Source organism: Chryseobacterium sp. JK1, from assembly GCF_050632815.1.
Lineage (GTDB): Bacteria > Bacteroidota > Bacteroidia > Flavobacteriales > Weeksellaceae > Chryseobacterium.
In genome coordinates this window covers 223,115-239,440 of the sequence record NZ_JBODRU010000006.1, presented here as the reverse complement: position 1 = coordinate 239,440, position 16,326 = coordinate 223,115, and the positions used below count along the sequence as shown (strand labels likewise).

Sequence of the window (16,326 nt, the reverse complement as noted above, 5' to 3'; positions counted from 1 at the left end):
TAAGCCTTTTTCAAAAAAATTAGATTAATTTTAATAAACAAAGATCAATATCAATATTATGTTGAAAATATTTTAACAATAAAATTATCGTACCAGATATTAAATAAATAAAAAAGGCAGCTTAAAAAGCTACCTTAAAATATAATCAACTAAAAACATATCTACGGAAGAATATGATTTTTATACCGTTCTATGGAGAATCTTCCTGCATTAATATTATTAAATATTGCAAAGACAATAAAGTTAAAGACAACCAAGAAGATAATGAATGCATAAATCAGATTTCTGGTTCTGGCTGCAACAACATACATTGCGTTGGGAATAATAATATACGAAAATCCAATAAATGCTCCGGCAAGCCTTGAGGAGAAAATAGGATTATTCCGGAAAATAAAGTATAGACAAACTCCTACAACAGCATAATTTCTATGGTATTCGTAGTAGGGGTAAAACTCTTTCATCTTATTATCAAAAACAAAAAGGAAAAAGGTAAGAATAGCCATCATAACCTCTGGAATTCCTACTCCTCCGTTTAATCGCTGTACACTTTCATTCATATATCCGTTAAAACCTTCCACCAGTGAACTTTCTGAAGCCATCCCGTCCAGGAAGCTCCCAAAAAATCTGTAGACTTCAAACGGAGACAGAAAAACAGAACCTATGATCATTATCAGCATCATCATTTTGTTCAAAGGAACCCGGGCCAACCAGTACATCGGTAAAAAAAGATAACATACACTATGGATTCCCGATCCTATGAATATGAAAAAGAGATAATGCCAGAATTTCCGTTCTTTTATATACCGTATCGCAAAATAAACAATAAACGTCCCTAAATTCTGTCTTATTTGTCCACTTTCACCAATGAAAAAGTTGGGAATAAACATAAACAGAGTAAAGGTAAAAGGATAAAAGGTATTATCTTCGGTATATTCTACTTTAAAGATCATGGCAAAGATTGCAATGACTAATGTCACCATATAAAAAGGTGCATCAAAGATATTGAGCAGGATCTTGTTGATTAAAGTATAAAGCCACTCCACATCAAGATACTCTGTACCTTCCATATGAAGCATCTTCATAAAAATTGTGTAATAGCTTTTGGTGTCTGAATAAATATAGATCCCTTTATAACTTCCATAATCCGGCCCCACATCATCCCTCAATCCTACGATAATAATGAAATATACGGCCAAAAACCAAAACCATTTCTTATCTACTTTTTTGCCAAAAACCTCCTGAATACTGAAAAACAGCATATAGACAATCGCAATTAGATAATATGGGTGTAATAAACTCATGCTAAATTTCTGATGTATTTTTAAACTGATGACAGGCTATGATAATTCCTGTAAGAATTAAAGGCAGAAACAGTCTTGCTTCCCAAAAAAGCCCCACTAAGGTAATCATTAGAAGGTATGGTATGGAAAAAAAAAGATATTTTCTAAAAACATCTCTGTTCTCGTTATCCACACACAGCTTATATATAAAATAGATCACAACAACTGCAAAGATAAGACCCGCCAGGTTGAATGGGCTGGAAAAGTTTCTATTGATATAAAAACCCTCTACAAAAGTAGTTTCTTCCTGCTTAAGCAAAACTCTTAATCCAAGATAAGGAATAATAAAGGCAATAACCAGAGGAAGTATTCTCCAGATGATCTGATAGTTTCCTCTCTTCAAATCACTAAAACTAAAAAATACTGCAGCGAAGAATGCAATATTAATACATGCCGTTTCCCTTACCAAAGTAGAAACTGCAATAAGAACCACTAAAGAATAAAGAAATATACTTTTTTGAGTATGTACATATTTCAAGGTTAAAAAAACGCCTGTCAGATAGCAGAAGAGAGCAATGGTATCACAATTGGTAGGAGCATATTGTGTCATAACAATAAAGAAAATACTCAAAAGGTGAATAACCCTTCTTGCGTTAAGATTCAAAATAAAGCCTGAAGCTTTACATTTAAATATTGCGTTAAGAACCAAGGAACACAAAACAAAGAATACGCTGTTCATTAGAAAAAGCCCATGATAAAATGGAGTTCCGTTCTTGGATAGAAAATCTTTAAAAAAAGAAAAAGGTCCGTTGATCAGGTGATACATCATCTCCGTCATCTGTACACTAAGGTAATTGGGAATCACTCTGTAAGCGTATACAGACGCGAACAAGAAGTCCGGAGTTTTCTCCGATGTCTTTAGTCTGGTATAAGAAGATTCAAAACCATAATAAGACATTGCAAACAGCAGAAGCGGAAGTACTATTACAAATAGGAATCCGTTTATTTTTTCATCATTTCTTTTCAACATATCTAAAACAGATTCTTATTTTCTTAATAATAATTGTGGTTTAAAATACATTTCGTTAAAGGGGAACTTTTGCAAAAGTAGAGTTTTTTTTCATTCTGCCTAGAATATTTTATTGATTTTCAGACAAAACTTATCGCCTAACTATTTTGAACTAATTCTTAAAAAATTAAATTTGCAGACTTGATTTAAATGCAATGCATCGCTTTTTTATATTTTTATATTATCTGATTTCCAAAAACAAAGTCATTTCTGTATTTACAGCATTGGGAATTGCTGCTGTGTGTATTTTCTTTGCTTCAAAGATCAATTTTGAAGAGGATATCAATCAGATCATTCCTAAAAATGAAAAATCGGATCTTACTGCGAAAGTACTTAAACAGCTTAATTTTTCGGACAAGATCATCGTTATCATAGAAAACAAATCGCACGAAGACAATTTTCAGCTTTCCGAAACGGCGGATACTTTTCTGCAGAAAATAGAACCTCTGAAAAAATACATTGGCTCTGTTCAGGGCAAAGTCAATGATAATGAAATCTCAGAGACATTCGATTTTGTAAGTCAAAACCTCCCGTTATTCCTCAATCAAAATGATTATAGGGAGATTGAAAGGAAACTCCAGAGAGACAGCATTGCCAAACAGGTAGAGAGTAACTATATCTCATTGGTATCTCCAACAAGTTTGGTCACTAAAGAATTTATCAAAAAAGATCCTCTTGGTCTTACTTTCTTAGGAATAAAAAAACTAAACGCCTTAAACATCAGTAAGGATTTCAAACTTGAAGACAGCTATATTGTAACGAAGGATGGAAAAAACCTCTTGCTCTTCATCGACCCGAAAAATAAAAGCAATGACACCAAAGCCAACGAAGCTTTTGTGGATCAACTTAATATCATAAAAGACCACATTAACAAACAGTTTAAGGGAAAAACAGAAATCAGTTATTTCGGTTCCCCGGTCATTGCCGTTGCCAATGCCAAACAGATCAAAAAAGACATTCAAAATACCGTTGTTATTTCTATGACGGTTCTTTTGATACTTCTTATCTATTATTTCCGAAATTTCTTCACTCCCATTATTGTTTTTCTTCCCACAGTGTTCTCTGTATTGCTGGCTTTATTGATTTTATACTTTATTAAAGATAAGATCTCCGCAATTTCATTAAGTGTGGGAGCGATTCTCATTGGTATTACCATAGACTATGCCCTGCATATTCTTACCCATTACAAGCATAATAACAATATTGAAGAACTGTACAAAGAAATCACCCAGCCTATTGTTTTAAGCAGTGCCACTACAGCAGTTTCGTTTTTATGTCTGGTTTTTGTACGCTCCGAAGCTTTAAAAGATTTGGGCCTTTTTGCCGCTATTACTGTTATATTGTCTTCTATTACAGCCTTGATTATTGTTCCTCAACTTTACACGCCAAAAGAAAAAGGAGAACACATAAATACCAATTTCATTGATAAAATAGGATCATATCCTTACGAAAAAAATAAACCTCTGATTATAGGATGCTCTGTTATTATTCTTGCCTGTCTTTTCGGATTTCGACATGTAGGTTTCAATGAAGACATTGGTGATCTGAATTATATTCCAAAAGAAATGAAGATCAGCGAAGCCAAATTGCAGAAGCTTTCTGATATTACTTCAAAATCGATATACACTATTTCTTATGGAAACTCTGAGGAAGAAGCTTTGTCCAGAAACTCACAATTGAGCAGCTTTCTTGAAAAGGAAAAACAGGAAGGTAAAATTTTAAGTTATAACTCTATTGGCAGTATTGTACTTGCGGAAAAAGATCAGCAGAAGAAAATAGAGCAATGGAAGAATTTCTGGAACAATCGGAAAAAAAGCCATACTATTTCCGAGCTTGTGCGTAACGGCAGCAAATTTGGTTTCAACGGCTCGGCATTTGATAACTTTAATGGGATCTTAAATAAAAACTACACTTCTTTAAGCCTGAAAGACTATCAAAAGGTAAAAGCCCTTCAGATCTCAGAATTTCTTAGCAATGAAAATGGTTTCTATACTGTATCGAATGTAGTAAAAGTGAACGAAAACAAAAGAGATACCTTCATCAAAGATATTGAAAAGAAACACGATGCTCTGGCGATTGACCGACAGCAGATGAACGAAAACTTTTTGGGCCTTCTGAAAAGAGATTTCAACACACTGATTAATTACTCACTTTTGGCTATTATTTTAACCATCATTGTCTTTTTCAGAAATTTTGAATTAACGGTTCTTACCATGTTCCCGATTGTTTTAACGGGAGTAGTAACTGCCGGAATCCTTTATTTTCTGGGGTTAGAACTGAATATTTTCAGTACCGTAGTCTGTACATTGGTTTTCGGAGTTGGGGACGATTTCAGTATCTTCCTTACGCAGGCTATGCAGAAAGAGCATACAACAGGAAAGAATGAACTTCCTACCTATAGAACCTCTATAATTCTGGCGGTATTCACGACCATTCTTTCTATTGGGTCTCTGATTTTCGCCAAACATCCTGCACTGCATTCTCTGGCCTTAGTTGCTTTAATTGGAATGTTTTCGGTGATCATTATTACTTCTACCCTTTACCCGTTTTGGTTCAGATTACTGATTACCAACCGGGCCAAGAAAGGACTTTCTCCTATTACATTCAGACTTTTTGTACAAGCGGTATTTTCGTTTTTATATTACGGACTGGGCGGATTGATATTTTCTGCATTCGGAAGTTTTTTTGTGAAGAAATCCCAGGGAGGCCCCCTCAATATTATTAAACTGATTCTTGCTAAATTTCTAACATCTGTATTGTACACCAACCCTTTTGTTAAGAAAAGAGTTATTAAAAATACGACGGAAGACTTTAGTAAACCTGCTGTTATCATTTCCAATCACACTTCTTTCCTGGATACGTTAGCAATTGCTATGGCAACTCATAAAATAATCTATCTGGTGAATGACTGGGTATATGATTCTCCCATCTTCGGAAAGTTGGTAAAAGCTCTTGGCTTTTATCCGGTTTCGCAGGGTATTGAAAACGGAATGGATCAGCTGAAAGAGAAAATTGCACAGGGATATTCTCTGGTTGTTTTCCCTGAAGCAGAACGTTCTTATACCAATGATGTAAAAAGATTCCATAAAGGAGCCTTCTATATTGCAGAACAGTTTGATCTGGATGTACTTCCTATCTACATCCACGGAAATTCAGAAGTACTGCCTAAAGGAGATTTTATCATTTACAACGGAAGCATTACTGTAAAAGTAGGAAACAGAATCAGCAAAGATGATCTTAGTTTTGGAAAAAATTATTCTGAGCGAACCAAAAAAATCAATGCCTACTTTAGAGAAGAGTTTGCAAAACTCCGAGAAGAGATTGAAGATGAAAATTATTTTAAAAACAAATTATTCCTCAGCTTTTTATATAAAGACAGCGAAGTAGTACAGGAAGTTAAAAATGATTTCAATACCAATAAATCAGTCTACTTTGAACTCAATAAACACATCCCGGCGGATGCTACTATTCTTCACATAGCGGATGATTATGGACAAAAAGATGTTCTATTAACTTTATATCAAGCCAGCAGAAAGATTTTTTCATGGATAAAAGATGAAGAAAAAAGAGCAACTGCAGCTCACAGTTATCTGGTAAAAAGGAGAAAGCTTCATTATATAAAAGACCTTTCAGAAGTGAATAAAAATATTGATGTACTGCTAATTTCAGATGATAAATTTACCATCAATAATCTTAAGACTCTTCCAGAAACCATTATTTTTATAAATACCAAAAATGCAATACTGGAAAGTGAAAATTATACATTAAATTGGAGTTCCGTATCAGTAAAAGTATTTAAAACCCGATAATAAATATGAAAAACATATTTTTGTAAACGCTAAAGAAAAACTAATGAAGAAAAATATACTTGTCATATATTATTCACAAACCGGTCAACTTGAAGACATCGTGAGAAACATAGCCCAACCTTTTGAAGCTCAAAAGGAAGAATATGATGTCGCTTATTATAACATTAAGCTTAAGGAAGATTTTCCATACCCATGGCCTGGTGATGTTTTTTTTGATACATTTCCGGAGTCTTATTTACAGATTCCTAAAGAGATCTTCCCCCCTTCAGAAGAAATTCTGAACAAAAAATACGACCTCATCCTTTTTGGATATCAGGTATGGTTTCTTACACCGTCTATCCCGATTATTTCTTTCCTGAAAAGTGCTTATGCAGAAAAGATACTTAAAGATACTCCTGTTGTCACCATTTCCGGAACAAGAAATATGTGGATGCTTTCCCAGGAAAAATTAAAGGTTTATTTAAAAGATTTCAAAGCCCAACTTATAGGAAATATTGCATTGGTAGACCGACACGACAATTATACAAGTGTATTAACGATTGTCAGATGGCTTACTAAAGGACAAAAAGAAAAAACAGGGCTACTGCCAGCTGCAGGGGTTTCTGATGAAGAAATTGCAGGTTCAGTAAAGTATGGTACGATCATTGAAAAACATTTTAGAAACAATGATCTGAACAATCTACAGCCAGATCTTATAAAAAACGGAGCTGTGGAAATACGCGCCTTTTTGGTACGTGTAGAGAAAGTAGGGAACAAGATTTTCACCATATGGTCTAATCTGATTATCAATAAAAAAGAGAAACGCCCATTGCTGATAAAATTCTTTACGGTATATTTGATGGCGGCGATATGGATTATCTCACCTGTCGTCTTAGTATTACACCTGCTTACAACCCCTATATTTTGGTTTAAAAGACAAAAACAAAAAAGATATTTACAAGGAATTAATTTAAAATAGAATGTACGACGTATTTATAACAAAGGCTTCAAAATTTTTACCCAATGAGCCGGTATCGAATGCTGAAATGGAGACTTATCTTGGCCTTATCAATGACGCACCTTCTAAAGCAAAATCACTTATTTTAAGAAACAATAAAATTACTACAAGATATTACGCTTTAGATAAAGAAGGAAACCCTACGCATTCCAATGCGCAGCTTACAGCAAAAGCAATAGAAGGACTTTTTGATGAAAATTTCAAAAAGGAAGATATGAAATTATTATCTGTAGGAACTACATCCCCGGACCAGATCCAGCCGTCACACGCTTCTATGGTTCACGGTGAACTGAACATCGGAAAATCTATTGAGATTAATACCGCCACAGGACTTTGCAACTCCGGAATGAACGCTCTGAACTACGGATTTCTTTCCGTAAAGGCCGGAGTACAGGAAAATGCTGTTTGTGCAGGTTCTGAAAGAATGTCTGCATGGATGACTGCTGATAAATTCAACCATGAGGCAGAAAACTTAAAATTACTGGAAGAAAGACCTATCATTGCCTTCAAAAGAGAATTCCTGAGATGGATGCTTTCTGATGGTTCCGGAGCTTTCTTATTAGAAAATAAACCAAGAGAAAACAGTACTTCTCTGAAAATAGAATTCATCGACTTCTATTCTTACGCTCACGAAATTGAAGCTTGTATGTATGCAGGCTGCGACAAGCTGGAAGACGGAAGCTTAAAATCCTGGGCAGATTATCCTTCAGACGAATGGCTGAAGCAATCTATCTTCGCAATTAAACAGGATACTAAGATTCTTGATAAATATATTCTGGTAAAAGGTGCTGAAAGTTTAAGATCATCTTTTGACAAACACAATTTGGATCCTGAAAAAATAGACCATGTATTGGCACATATCTCTTCCGGTTATTTCAAAGATGGACTGAAAGAGGAATTTGCTAAAAAAGGAATGGACTTCCCTGCTGAAAAATGGTTCTACAACCTTTCTGAAGTAGGAAATATTGGAGCAGGCTCTATCTTTATCGCATTAGAAGAATTAATGAACTCAGGAACGCTGAAAAAAGGCGAAAAAGTACTTCTTTGTGTACCTGAAAGTGGAAGATTTGCGTATTCTTGTGCTTTATTAACGGTTTGCTAATGGAAAACAGACTGCCCACATCAGATAAAGATTTTGTAGAAAGTCTTATTCCACAAAGAGCACCGTTTGTAATGGTACATGAGCTCACAGAATATTCTGAAAGCTACCTGATCTCAGGTTTTGAAATTAAAGAAGATAATCTTTTTGTTCAGAACGGATATTTTCAGGCTTCCGGATTAATTGAGCATCAGGCACAGAGCGTGGCTCTTCATACCGGATATAAATATTATTTACTTGGAAAAGAGGCTCCTACAGGATATATTGGAGCTATCAAATCTTTTGAATCTGAAATATTACCCAAAACAGGAGATCTATTGAAATCTGAAGTCACCATCCTTAATGAAGTAATGGGAGTAACTCTCGTAGATATTGTTACCAGGCTGAATGGAGAAGTGATTGCAAAATCTCAAATGAAAACTGCTGTAAAATAACTGGAAATGGAAATCAAGGAAGAAAACATCATCAATATACATAACTTTTTACCTCATCGTGACCCGATGCTGATGGCAGACTATATTCTGGAACTGACCCAGGAAAAAGTGGTGACTTCCTTTGAAATAAAAGAAGACAATATCTTTGTTCATAACGGTGAGTTTGCAGAAACCGGATTAATTGAAAATCTCGCGCAAACCTGCTCTTCTATCCTCGGACAAAGCTTCTTCGAAAACCCTGAAGCAGATACCAAAGTAATTGGCTTTATTACCAATATCAAAAAGATTGAAGTTTTTGGCCTTCCTAAAGTGAATGACAAGATCATTTCTAAAGCTTCGTTGATCTCACAGTTTGAAAATATCTGTCATATTTTCTGCGAAACCTTCAATAATGACGAATTATTGATCCGGGCAGAAATCAACCTGTTTATTCAGGAAGTAAAATCCTAAACTGAAAAAAATCACTATAAAAGCTGTACAAAACGTACAGCTTTTTTGTTATTAATTTCCAGATTTGTGATAATTTGTGAAATCCATTAGTGACCTTTGTGTTGAATCAGGTTTTGGCTAAAGCCAGTTGATTTTTTCATTTTTTTAAGCGGGCTAAAGCCCACTCCTATTGAATTGATTACAAAAACATTACAATAGAAATATTCATTTTTTGTTTATTTACACATTCATTACAACCTTCAAAAACAGCTGATAAACAACATATTACATACTCGAAAACCTCATCACAAGATGAATTATTTCACGTGAAACATTAAAAAAATGTGTGAAACAATGATCATCAAAGAGAAATATATTCAACAACAAAAAAGCGGAACATTTCTGCTCCGCTTTACCTATTATTAAAATTAAAATATTAATATCCGAAGATCTCTTCAAGAGATACTTCCTGGAATTCACCCATCTTGTTGATAGATTCCATATTCAGGTTTTCTTTTTTACCGATGATCGCTGTATTATACTGTACAGGTTTAACCTCTGTATTGTAGAATCCTGTAAGCTGTGGCAATGTCAGTCCCTGGATCTCAGAATAAATATCTTTTCTGATGTCATAATCTACTCCCAGCTTTTTCAATGCTAACTGATTGAAGAAAATATTTGTTCTGTTGATTCTGTTGGAAGCAATCTGTTTTAAGGCAGAACCTCTGGCATTTTCAAACTGAGCTGGAATCTGTGGTAAAGATACCATTAAGTCATTCATCGCATTTACAGCTAAAGGAAGTTTATTTGACTGTGTTCCAATGTAGTTCGTCACATAGTTTGATTTCCCTTTTTCTGAAGCATTTCCATAAGAAACATAGGCTGTGTAAGCCAATGACTTACTTTCTCTGATCTCCTGGAAAACGATAGAAGATAATCCCCTTCCGAAATATTCATTGAAAACATTCGCTTTTCCAAAGTTACTAAGGTTTACCGTACTTCCTTTTGCTACTTTAGACATTTCCATCTGTACCATGTCATAATTTGTGAAGTATACCTTTCCTTCAGTAGCAGGTTCTGCATATTCTTTTGCCTGTGCCGGCTGAAGGCTTGTATTGATGATAAAAGGTTTTACCGCTTTTTCCAAACCTGACTGATCCTGTCCGTAAAGAAGCACCTGATAAGGATACTGGTTCAACGTTTTCACTTTCTTCATCAATTCTACGGCATCAATGCTCTCAAGACGTTCTTTGGAAACGATGTCTGTCATTCTTGAGTTTTTACCGTATTTAGCATAGTTTGAAAGTGCTGCCATAATTCTCACTTTGTCTTTCTTGGCAGTAGCTCTTGATTCCAGAATTGTTTTTACCGTTTGAGCATAAATCGCTTTATCAGCTTTTACATTCGTCATCCAGTGGTTCATCAGCTCTGCAGCTTTCTTCATATTACTTTCAAGACCACTTAACGTAATAATCATTTGATCATTGGAAGTTCTCAGGCTATAGTTTATACCAAGTTTAAAGAATTCTTCTTTCAGCTGTTCCGGAGTATATTTATCGGTTCCAAGATATTCAAAAAGAGTTCCTGCAATAGAAAGTTCTTTATCATTATCTGTTCCGAAAGGGAAAATATAACTGATCTGGGCAACCTCATTATATTTGTTCTTCACAAAGCTTACCGTCTTATCTTTGATCTTTGAAGTCTGAATGGCTGTTTTAAAATCAATAAATTCAGGTTTACTTTCCGGCACTTTTGTATTCAGAATATCTTTAAGGAAAGGAGACTGAGCTTCTCTATTCAGTTTAATCGGGGTAATTCCAGGGTTCTGTACACGTACAAGCTTATCATTCACTCCTTTTTCTTTATAAATAACAACATAATTATCTTTAAAGAAATCGTTGGCAAATTTCACCACATCAGCTTTCGTGATCTTATCATACTGATTGATCTCATCCAGCTCCTGTTCCCATGTTCTTACATTGATATAAGAATCGTACAATTCAGTCGCTAATCCGTCAGCTGTTTCCCAGTTCTTCATACGCTGAACTTTTTTATCATTCACGATAGCTTTCAGCATCCAGTCCGGAAACTGTCCTTTTTTTACAAGATCCAACTGATCCATGAGAAGTTTTTTAGCTTCATCAAAACTTTGGCCTTCTTTAGGAGTTACTACCAATCCAAACGTTCCGTACATTTTGTAAGGTGACTCATACGCTCCTGCTCCAAGCGTTTTTTGCTTCTGGTTGATGTTAAGGTCAATTAATCCTGCATCTCCTCTGTTGCTTAAGATTTCGGATACTATATCTGCCAGTCTTGCTTCCTGAGTTCCATAAGAATCTGTTCTCCATGCAATTGTCATTCTTGGCGTAGTCGGGCTTTTTACAGTTCTTGTAACAATGCTGGTCATCGGCTCTTCCGTAACCATTTTTTTCATTGGAAGCTCTTTGTATTTGAATGCACCGAAATACTGATCAACTAGTTTTATAGTTTTGTCATAATCAAGATCTCCAACCAATACAACAGCCATGTTATTAGGCACATAATACGTATCAAAATACTTGTGAATCGCTTCCATAGAAGGGCTCTTCAAATGTTCTGAAGTACCTATTGTAGTCTGCTGTCCGTTCGGATGTTTTGGGAAAAGGGCCTGCATCAATGAATAGAATACAAGACGGCTGTCATTGTCCTGAGCTCTGTTGTATTCCTCATATACCGCTTCAAGCTCTGTATGGAAAAGACGCAATACCAGTTCTGAAAAACGCTCTTTCTCTACTCTTAACCATTTTTCTAATTCGTTGGAAGGGATATTGTTTTTATAAACCGTTTCATCCAAAGAGGTATGAGCATTTGTACCTGTAGCTCCTAAGGAAGAGATCGCCTTGTCATATTCATTGGCAATAGCATATTGGGACGCCTCCTGAGAAACCTGATCAATTTTCTTGTAAAGTTCTTTCTTTTTTTCAGGATCTTTTTCTGCTTTATGCTGCTCATAAAGATCAGAGATCTGCTTTAGTAAAACTTTTTCTTTTGCCCAGTCCTGAGTTCCCAGATGTGAAGTTCCTTTGAAAACCATGTGTTCCAGATAGTGAGCTAATCCCGTATTATCACTAGGGTCGTTGTTTGATCCCGTTCTCACCGGAATATAGGTCTGAATTCTCGGAGCATCATCATTTTTAGCAAGATAAACCTTCAGTCCGTTTTTCAATGTGTATACTCTTACTCCCGTCTGGTCATTCTTTACCGTTTCATACGTGTAGCCTTGGGCATCAGTCAGTTTTTGTGTCTCAAATTTCTGAGCCATAGCCATTACCGCACAGAAAAGCGAAACAGAAATAAAAAACTTCTTCATAGTTGTTATTTGTTAGTTATTCTTATCCAATTTCTTTCAACCATTAGTCTTATAATACAGACACTTGTTACAGCTCTTTTGTTACAAGCAGATATAATAAGTCTTAACGATGCTTTTTAAGATACTTTTAACTCCAATTAGTTAAACCATGCCCGACAAATGGGGAAAATAAAATCCTATCAGGTATTACAAATTCAAAAATATATTCTGTATCTTCTCTATCTCACGATAATAACTCCCTCATATTTAATATGATTTACATATAATGTATTTTCACTATTTTAGCCACCTGATTAAGAAGAATCAACACAGGTGAACTATTTTTCATCTGGAATCTAAAAAAACAACCATTATTTAGATGAAAAAGCAAGACCTACCCCAAGACGAAAGCAACCTAAAATCCGCCAATATGACAGAAGTTCTGTATGTAACGGATGAAAATGACAACTACACCACCGCTAACAGTACGGGCTGGGATGCCAAAAAAGCTGCGCTGGATGAATCTATGGAACTTATCTATGAAAGGATTGAGGAGGCAAAAAACCACGTTGCCCAAAACAAAGTAAGCCCTATTGTTTATTTTATGGAACTGAACAAAATGGATCTTGGCGTACTGGCTTCTTATGTAGGAATGTGGCAATGGAGGGTAAAAAGACACTTCAAACCCACAATATTTAAAACACTAAGCGAAACCCAACTGAAAAAATATGCCGATGCATTCGGAGTTTCAGTCAACGAATTAAAAAACTTCGACGGGAAATAATTTGATAAGGCATATCATCATGCCGAATCCCATTATACCAATGAAAAAGATATAAGCTGCCAATGAAATTAAACTTTGAACACCATCAGACTGCGCATTGCGAAAACGGTGTTGCTTCCAATCTACTGCTTAATAAAGGCTTAAAGCTAAGTGAACCTATGATCTTCGGAATCGGTTCAGGATTGTTTTTTGTCTATCTTCCTTTTTTGAAGGTGAATTTTGCTCCGGGCTTCAGCTATCGTCCGATGCCGGGTGCTATTTTCAGTAAAGCAGCCAAGAGATTAGGCATTAAAATCAAAAGAGAAAAATTCTCAAATCCTCAGGATGCCCAAAAGGCTCTTGAAAGAAATCTAGAACAAAATATCCCTACAGGACTTCAGGTTGGCGTTTTTAACCTCACCTATTTTCCTGAAGAATATAAATTCCACTTCAATGCCCATAATCTTGTTGTATATGGTAAAGAAGACGGAAAATTCCTTATCAGCGATCCTGTAATGGATTATACCACGACATTGACGGAAGCCGAGCTGGAAAAAGTAAGATATGCTAAAGGAGCACTTCCTCCCAAAGGTCACATGTACTATCCTGTTTATATCCCTGAAAATGTTAACCTTGAAGAGGCCATCAGAAAAGGCATCAAAGACACTTGTAAAAATATGCTGGCTCCGGTACCTCTTATTGGGGTAAAAGCCATGAGATGGGTAGCCAAAAGCATCCCGAAATGGGCTGATAAGAAAGGGACAAAGGTTACGAACCACTATCTTGGGCAGCTGATCAGAATGCAGGAAGAAATCGGAACCGGCGGTGGCGGGTTCAGATTTATCTATGGTGCATTTCTTCAGGAAGCTTCTGTCATCCTTAAAAATGATGAGCTTAAAGAATTATCAAAAGAAATCACCTCTATTGGTGACCTTTGGAGAGATTTTGCCGTAGACATTGCCAGAGTGTATAAAAACAGGAACTCAAAGAGCAATATCTATAACGAACTTTCAAAAACAATGCTGCACATTGCAGACCTGGAAGAAGCTTTCTATAAAAAACTGAGAAAAGCGATCTGATATGGCGGAGAATATGATTGAAATTAAAAACCTATATAAGAAATACAAAAATTCTGATGATTTTTCGGTAAATGATATTTCTCTGAATATCAGCAAAAACGAAATCTACGGAATTCTTGGGCCCAACGGAGCCGGAAAAACAACTCTTATTTCTATGCTTTCGGGCTTAATAAAACCTACCTCAGGACAATTTACCATCAATGGTTTATCTCCGCAGAAAGATGGTTTCAAAATCAGACAGATTATTGGGATTGTTCCACAGGAATATGCCCTTTACCCTACCCTGACCGCCAGAGAAAATCTTATGTTTTTCGGCAGCTTGTATGGCTTGAAACATAGTGAACTTAAAAAAGCAATTGACGAATCTCTTGAAATCATGGGACTTTCGAAATTTGCCGATAAACAGGTTGCCCAATTTTCAGGAGGAATGAAGCGCCGATGTAACCTTATTGCAGGAACTCTTCACAATCCTAAAGTACTTTTTCTTGACGAACCTACTGTAGGAGTGGATGTTCAATCCAAAAAAGTAATCATCGATTTCTTATTGGAACTGAACAAAAATGGAACCTGTATCATTTATACGTCTCACCATCTTTCGGAAGCAGAAGAATTCTGTACCAAAATTGCTATTATCGACAGAGGAAAAATTCACGCTGTGGGAACTCCTGAAGAACTTGTTTCTCAGATTACCAATGCCGAAACCCTTGAAGATGTTTTTATTTCATTAACCGGAAAAGAATTAAGAGATGTTGTTGTATAAACTGTGGAGAAGTTTTATTAAAGAAATCCTTTTACTAAAAAGGGACATCGGGGGAATTGTCATCATCTTTGTTATGCCTTTGCTTCTGATTGTCACCATCACCCTTATTCAGGATTCAACCTTTAAAAATCTTGAAGGATCAAAAATTCCCATCATTTTTATTGATCAGGATAAATCCGAAGTTTCAAAAAATATAAAAGCAGAGCTTGAAAACAGCAAAACATTTCAACTGCTGACTAATTTCAATGAAAAATCTGCGCAGGAAGCCGTTTTTGCAGGAGACTATCAGATGGCGATTGTCATTCCTGAGAATCTTACAAAAGATCTGAATTCCAATATTGATTCTAAAGTTCAGACCATTGTAAGTTCATTCGGATTGGAAGGAGATTCAACAAAACTAAAAACAGAAGCTCCAAAAGCAAAGGAAATCCATTTATATTTTGATCCAGCTACCAATGCAGGGTTCAAAAATTCTGTGATGAATTCGGTTAATAAAATGGTATTTCAAATCGAAAATAAAAAAATTTACAAAGCTTTTCAGGATCAGCTGGGAACTACTGAAAACCTTGACCAAAATAAAAACCTGATCAGTTTTAAAGAGATCACTCCCAAAAAAGGAGAAATGGAAGTTATTCCGAATTCTGTTCAGCATAATGTTCCTGCCTGGACGCTGTTTGCAATATTCTTTATCGTAGTGCCGCTTTCTATTAATCTGGTAAAAGAAAAAAGCCAGGGAACAAGCGTAAGAGCGAGAATCAGTCCTACTCCGTATTTTGTGCATATTTTGGGGAAAACATTTACCTATCTTATTATCTGTATCATTCAGTTTTTACTGATGGTTGCTGTTGGAGTTTATCTTTTCCCTTATATGGATCTTCCTGCTTTTGATGTATCAGGAAAAATGTTCCAGCTCATTACCGTAACTTTATTTGCAGGATTGGCAGCCATAGGATTTGGAGTATTATTAGGAACTATTGCAGACACACAGGAGCAGTCTGCACCATTTGGAGCAACTTCCGTAGTTGTTTTAGCAGCTATCGGAGGAATATGGGTTCCTGTATTCCTGATGCCGGAGTTTATGCAAACCGTAGCAAAATTCTCTCCTATGAACTGGGGGTTGAATGCTTACTATGATATTATTTTAAGAAATAGCAGTATTGGAGGAATAGCTAAAGAACTGGCATTCTTACTATTATTTTACCTTGCCACCGTTTCCATTTCCATTTTTTATGAGAGAAAACTCCAAAATATTTAATTTAATTTTATGTCAAATATTACC

Annotated in this window: 12 protein-coding genes; 9 read left to right on the top strand and 3 right to left on the bottom strand. The window is 35.6% G+C overall.

Annotated elements, in window-relative coordinates:
• Window positions 1-161: 161 nt before the first annotated feature.
• Complete coding sequence (locus tag ACQ76T_RS23015) at window positions 162-1,301, bottom strand: EpsG family protein (protein WP_431345531.1); 1,140 nt, start codon at window positions 1,299-1,301, stop codon at window positions 162-164.
• 1 nt (window position 1,302) lies between these two features.
• Entirely contained in the window at window positions 1,303-2,310 is a 1,008-nt protein-coding gene (locus tag ACQ76T_RS23010) for a hypothetical protein (protein WP_431345530.1), read from the bottom strand.
• A 194-nt stretch (window positions 2,311-2,504) separates the two neighbouring features.
• On the opposite strand from ACQ76T_RS23010, the gene ACQ76T_RS23005 reads away from it, so the two are divergent.
• From ACQ76T_RS23005 to ACQ76T_RS22985, 5 genes are read left to right on the top strand one after another with little or no spacing between them, the layout of a single operon-like run.
• Window positions 2,505-6,158: an MMPL family transporter gene (locus ACQ76T_RS23005; protein WP_431345529.1), complete on the top strand. Its 3,654-nt coding sequence runs from the start codon at window positions 2,505-2,507 to the stop codon at window positions 6,156-6,158.
• Between the two features lie 43 nt (window positions 6,159-6,201).
• Window positions 6,202-7,116 (top strand): dialkylrecorsinol condensing enzyme DarA, encoded by a 915-nt coding sequence (locus tag ACQ76T_RS23000; RefSeq protein ID WP_431345528.1) that lies wholly within the window; start codon window positions 6,202-6,204, stop codon window positions 7,114-7,116.
• A 1-nt stretch (window position 7,117) separates the two neighbouring features.
• On the top strand, window positions 7,118-8,257 hold the full coding sequence (locus tag ACQ76T_RS22995) for a beta-ketoacyl-ACP synthase III (protein WP_431345527.1): 1,140 nt from the start codon (window positions 7,118-7,120) through the stop codon (window positions 8,255-8,257).
• On the top strand, window positions 8,257-8,688 hold the full coding sequence (locus ACQ76T_RS22990) for a hypothetical protein (protein WP_431345526.1): 432 nt from the start codon (window positions 8,257-8,259) through the stop codon (window positions 8,686-8,688). The genes ACQ76T_RS22995 and ACQ76T_RS22990 overlap by 1 nt, the downstream gene beginning before the upstream one ends.
• 6 nt (window positions 8,689-8,694) lie before the next feature.
• Window positions 8,695-9,138 carry an ABC transporter permease gene (locus tag ACQ76T_RS22985; RefSeq protein ID WP_431345525.1) on the top strand — a complete coding sequence of 148 codons (444 nt, stop codon included), beginning with the start codon at window positions 8,695-8,697 and terminating at the stop codon, window positions 9,136-9,138.
• Between the two features lie 415 nt (window positions 9,139-9,553).
• On the opposite strand, the gene ACQ76T_RS22980 is transcribed toward ACQ76T_RS22985, so the two are convergent.
• The gene (locus tag ACQ76T_RS22980; RefSeq protein ID WP_431345524.1) at window positions 9,554-12,466 is read right to left on the bottom strand and encodes a M16 family metallopeptidase; all 2,913 of its coding nucleotides are present in this window, start codon (window positions 12,464-12,466) and stop codon (window positions 9,554-9,556) included.
• Between the two features lie 358 nt (window positions 12,467-12,824).
• On the opposite strand from ACQ76T_RS22980, the gene ACQ76T_RS22975 reads away from it, so the two are divergent.
• The 4 genes from ACQ76T_RS22975 (at window position 12,825) to ACQ76T_RS22960 (ending at window position 16,302) form a co-directional block, all read left to right on the top strand.
• Window positions 12,825-13,229: a hypothetical protein gene (locus tag ACQ76T_RS22975; protein ID WP_431345523.1), complete on the top strand. Its 405-nt coding sequence runs from the start codon at window positions 12,825-12,827 to the stop codon at window positions 13,227-13,229.
• A gap of 62 nt (window positions 13,230-13,291) precedes the next feature.
• Window positions 13,292-14,287: a BtrH N-terminal domain-containing protein gene (locus ACQ76T_RS22970; protein ID WP_431345522.1), complete on the top strand. Its 996-nt coding sequence runs from the start codon at window positions 13,292-13,294 to the stop codon at window positions 14,285-14,287.
• 1 nt (window position 14,288) lies between these two features.
• On the top strand, window positions 14,289-15,047 hold the full coding sequence (locus ACQ76T_RS22965) for an ABC transporter ATP-binding protein (RefSeq protein WP_431345521.1): 759 nt from the start codon (window positions 14,289-14,291) through the stop codon (window positions 15,045-15,047).
• Window positions 15,034-16,302, top strand: coding sequence for an ABC transporter permease (locus tag ACQ76T_RS22960; RefSeq protein WP_431345520.1), 1,269 nt, complete (start codon window positions 15,034-15,036; stop codon window positions 16,300-16,302). Before ACQ76T_RS22965 ends, ACQ76T_RS22960 begins: the two co-directional genes overlap by 14 nt.
• The last annotated feature ends 24 nt before the right edge of the window (window positions 16,303-16,326 follow it).

Coding starts and splice junctions, on each gene's coding strand:
- ACQ76T_RS23005 (WP_431345529.1), top strand. CDS start 2,505: ATGCATCGCTTTTTTATATTTTTATATTATCTGATTTCCAAAAACAAA.
- ACQ76T_RS22975 (WP_431345523.1), top strand. CDS start 12,825: ATGAAAAAGCAAGACCTACCCCAAGACGAAAGCAACCTAAAATCCGCC.
- ACQ76T_RS23000 (WP_431345528.1), top strand. CDS start 6,202: ATGAAGAAAAATATACTTGTCATATATTATTCACAAACCGGTCAACTT.
- ACQ76T_RS22980 (WP_431345524.1), bottom strand. CDS start 12,466: ATGAAGAAGTTTTTTATTTCTGTTTCGCTTTTCTGTGCGGTAATGGCT.
- ACQ76T_RS22965 (WP_431345521.1), top strand. CDS start 14,289: ATGGCGGAGAATATGATTGAAATTAAAAACCTATATAAGAAATACAAA.
- ACQ76T_RS22970 (WP_431345522.1), top strand. CDS start 13,292: ATGAAATTAAACTTTGAACACCATCAGACTGCGCATTGCGAAAACGGT.
- ACQ76T_RS22995 (WP_431345527.1), top strand. CDS start 7,118: ATGTACGACGTATTTATAACAAAGGCTTCAAAATTTTTACCCAATGAG.
- ACQ76T_RS22985 (WP_431345525.1), top strand. CDS start 8,695: ATGGAAATCAAGGAAGAAAACATCATCAATATACATAACTTTTTACCT.
- ACQ76T_RS22990 (WP_431345526.1), top strand. CDS start 8,257: ATGGAAAACAGACTGCCCACATCAGATAAAGATTTTGTAGAAAGTCTT.
- ACQ76T_RS23010 (WP_431345530.1), bottom strand. CDS start 2,310: ATGTTGAAAAGAAATGATGAAAAAATAAACGGATTCCTATTTGTAATA.
- ACQ76T_RS23015 (WP_431345531.1), bottom strand. CDS start 1,301: ATGAGTTTATTACACCCATATTATCTAATTGCGATTGTCTATATGCTG.
- ACQ76T_RS22960 (WP_431345520.1), top strand. CDS start 15,034: ATGTTGTTGTATAAACTGTGGAGAAGTTTTATTAAAGAAATCCTTTTA.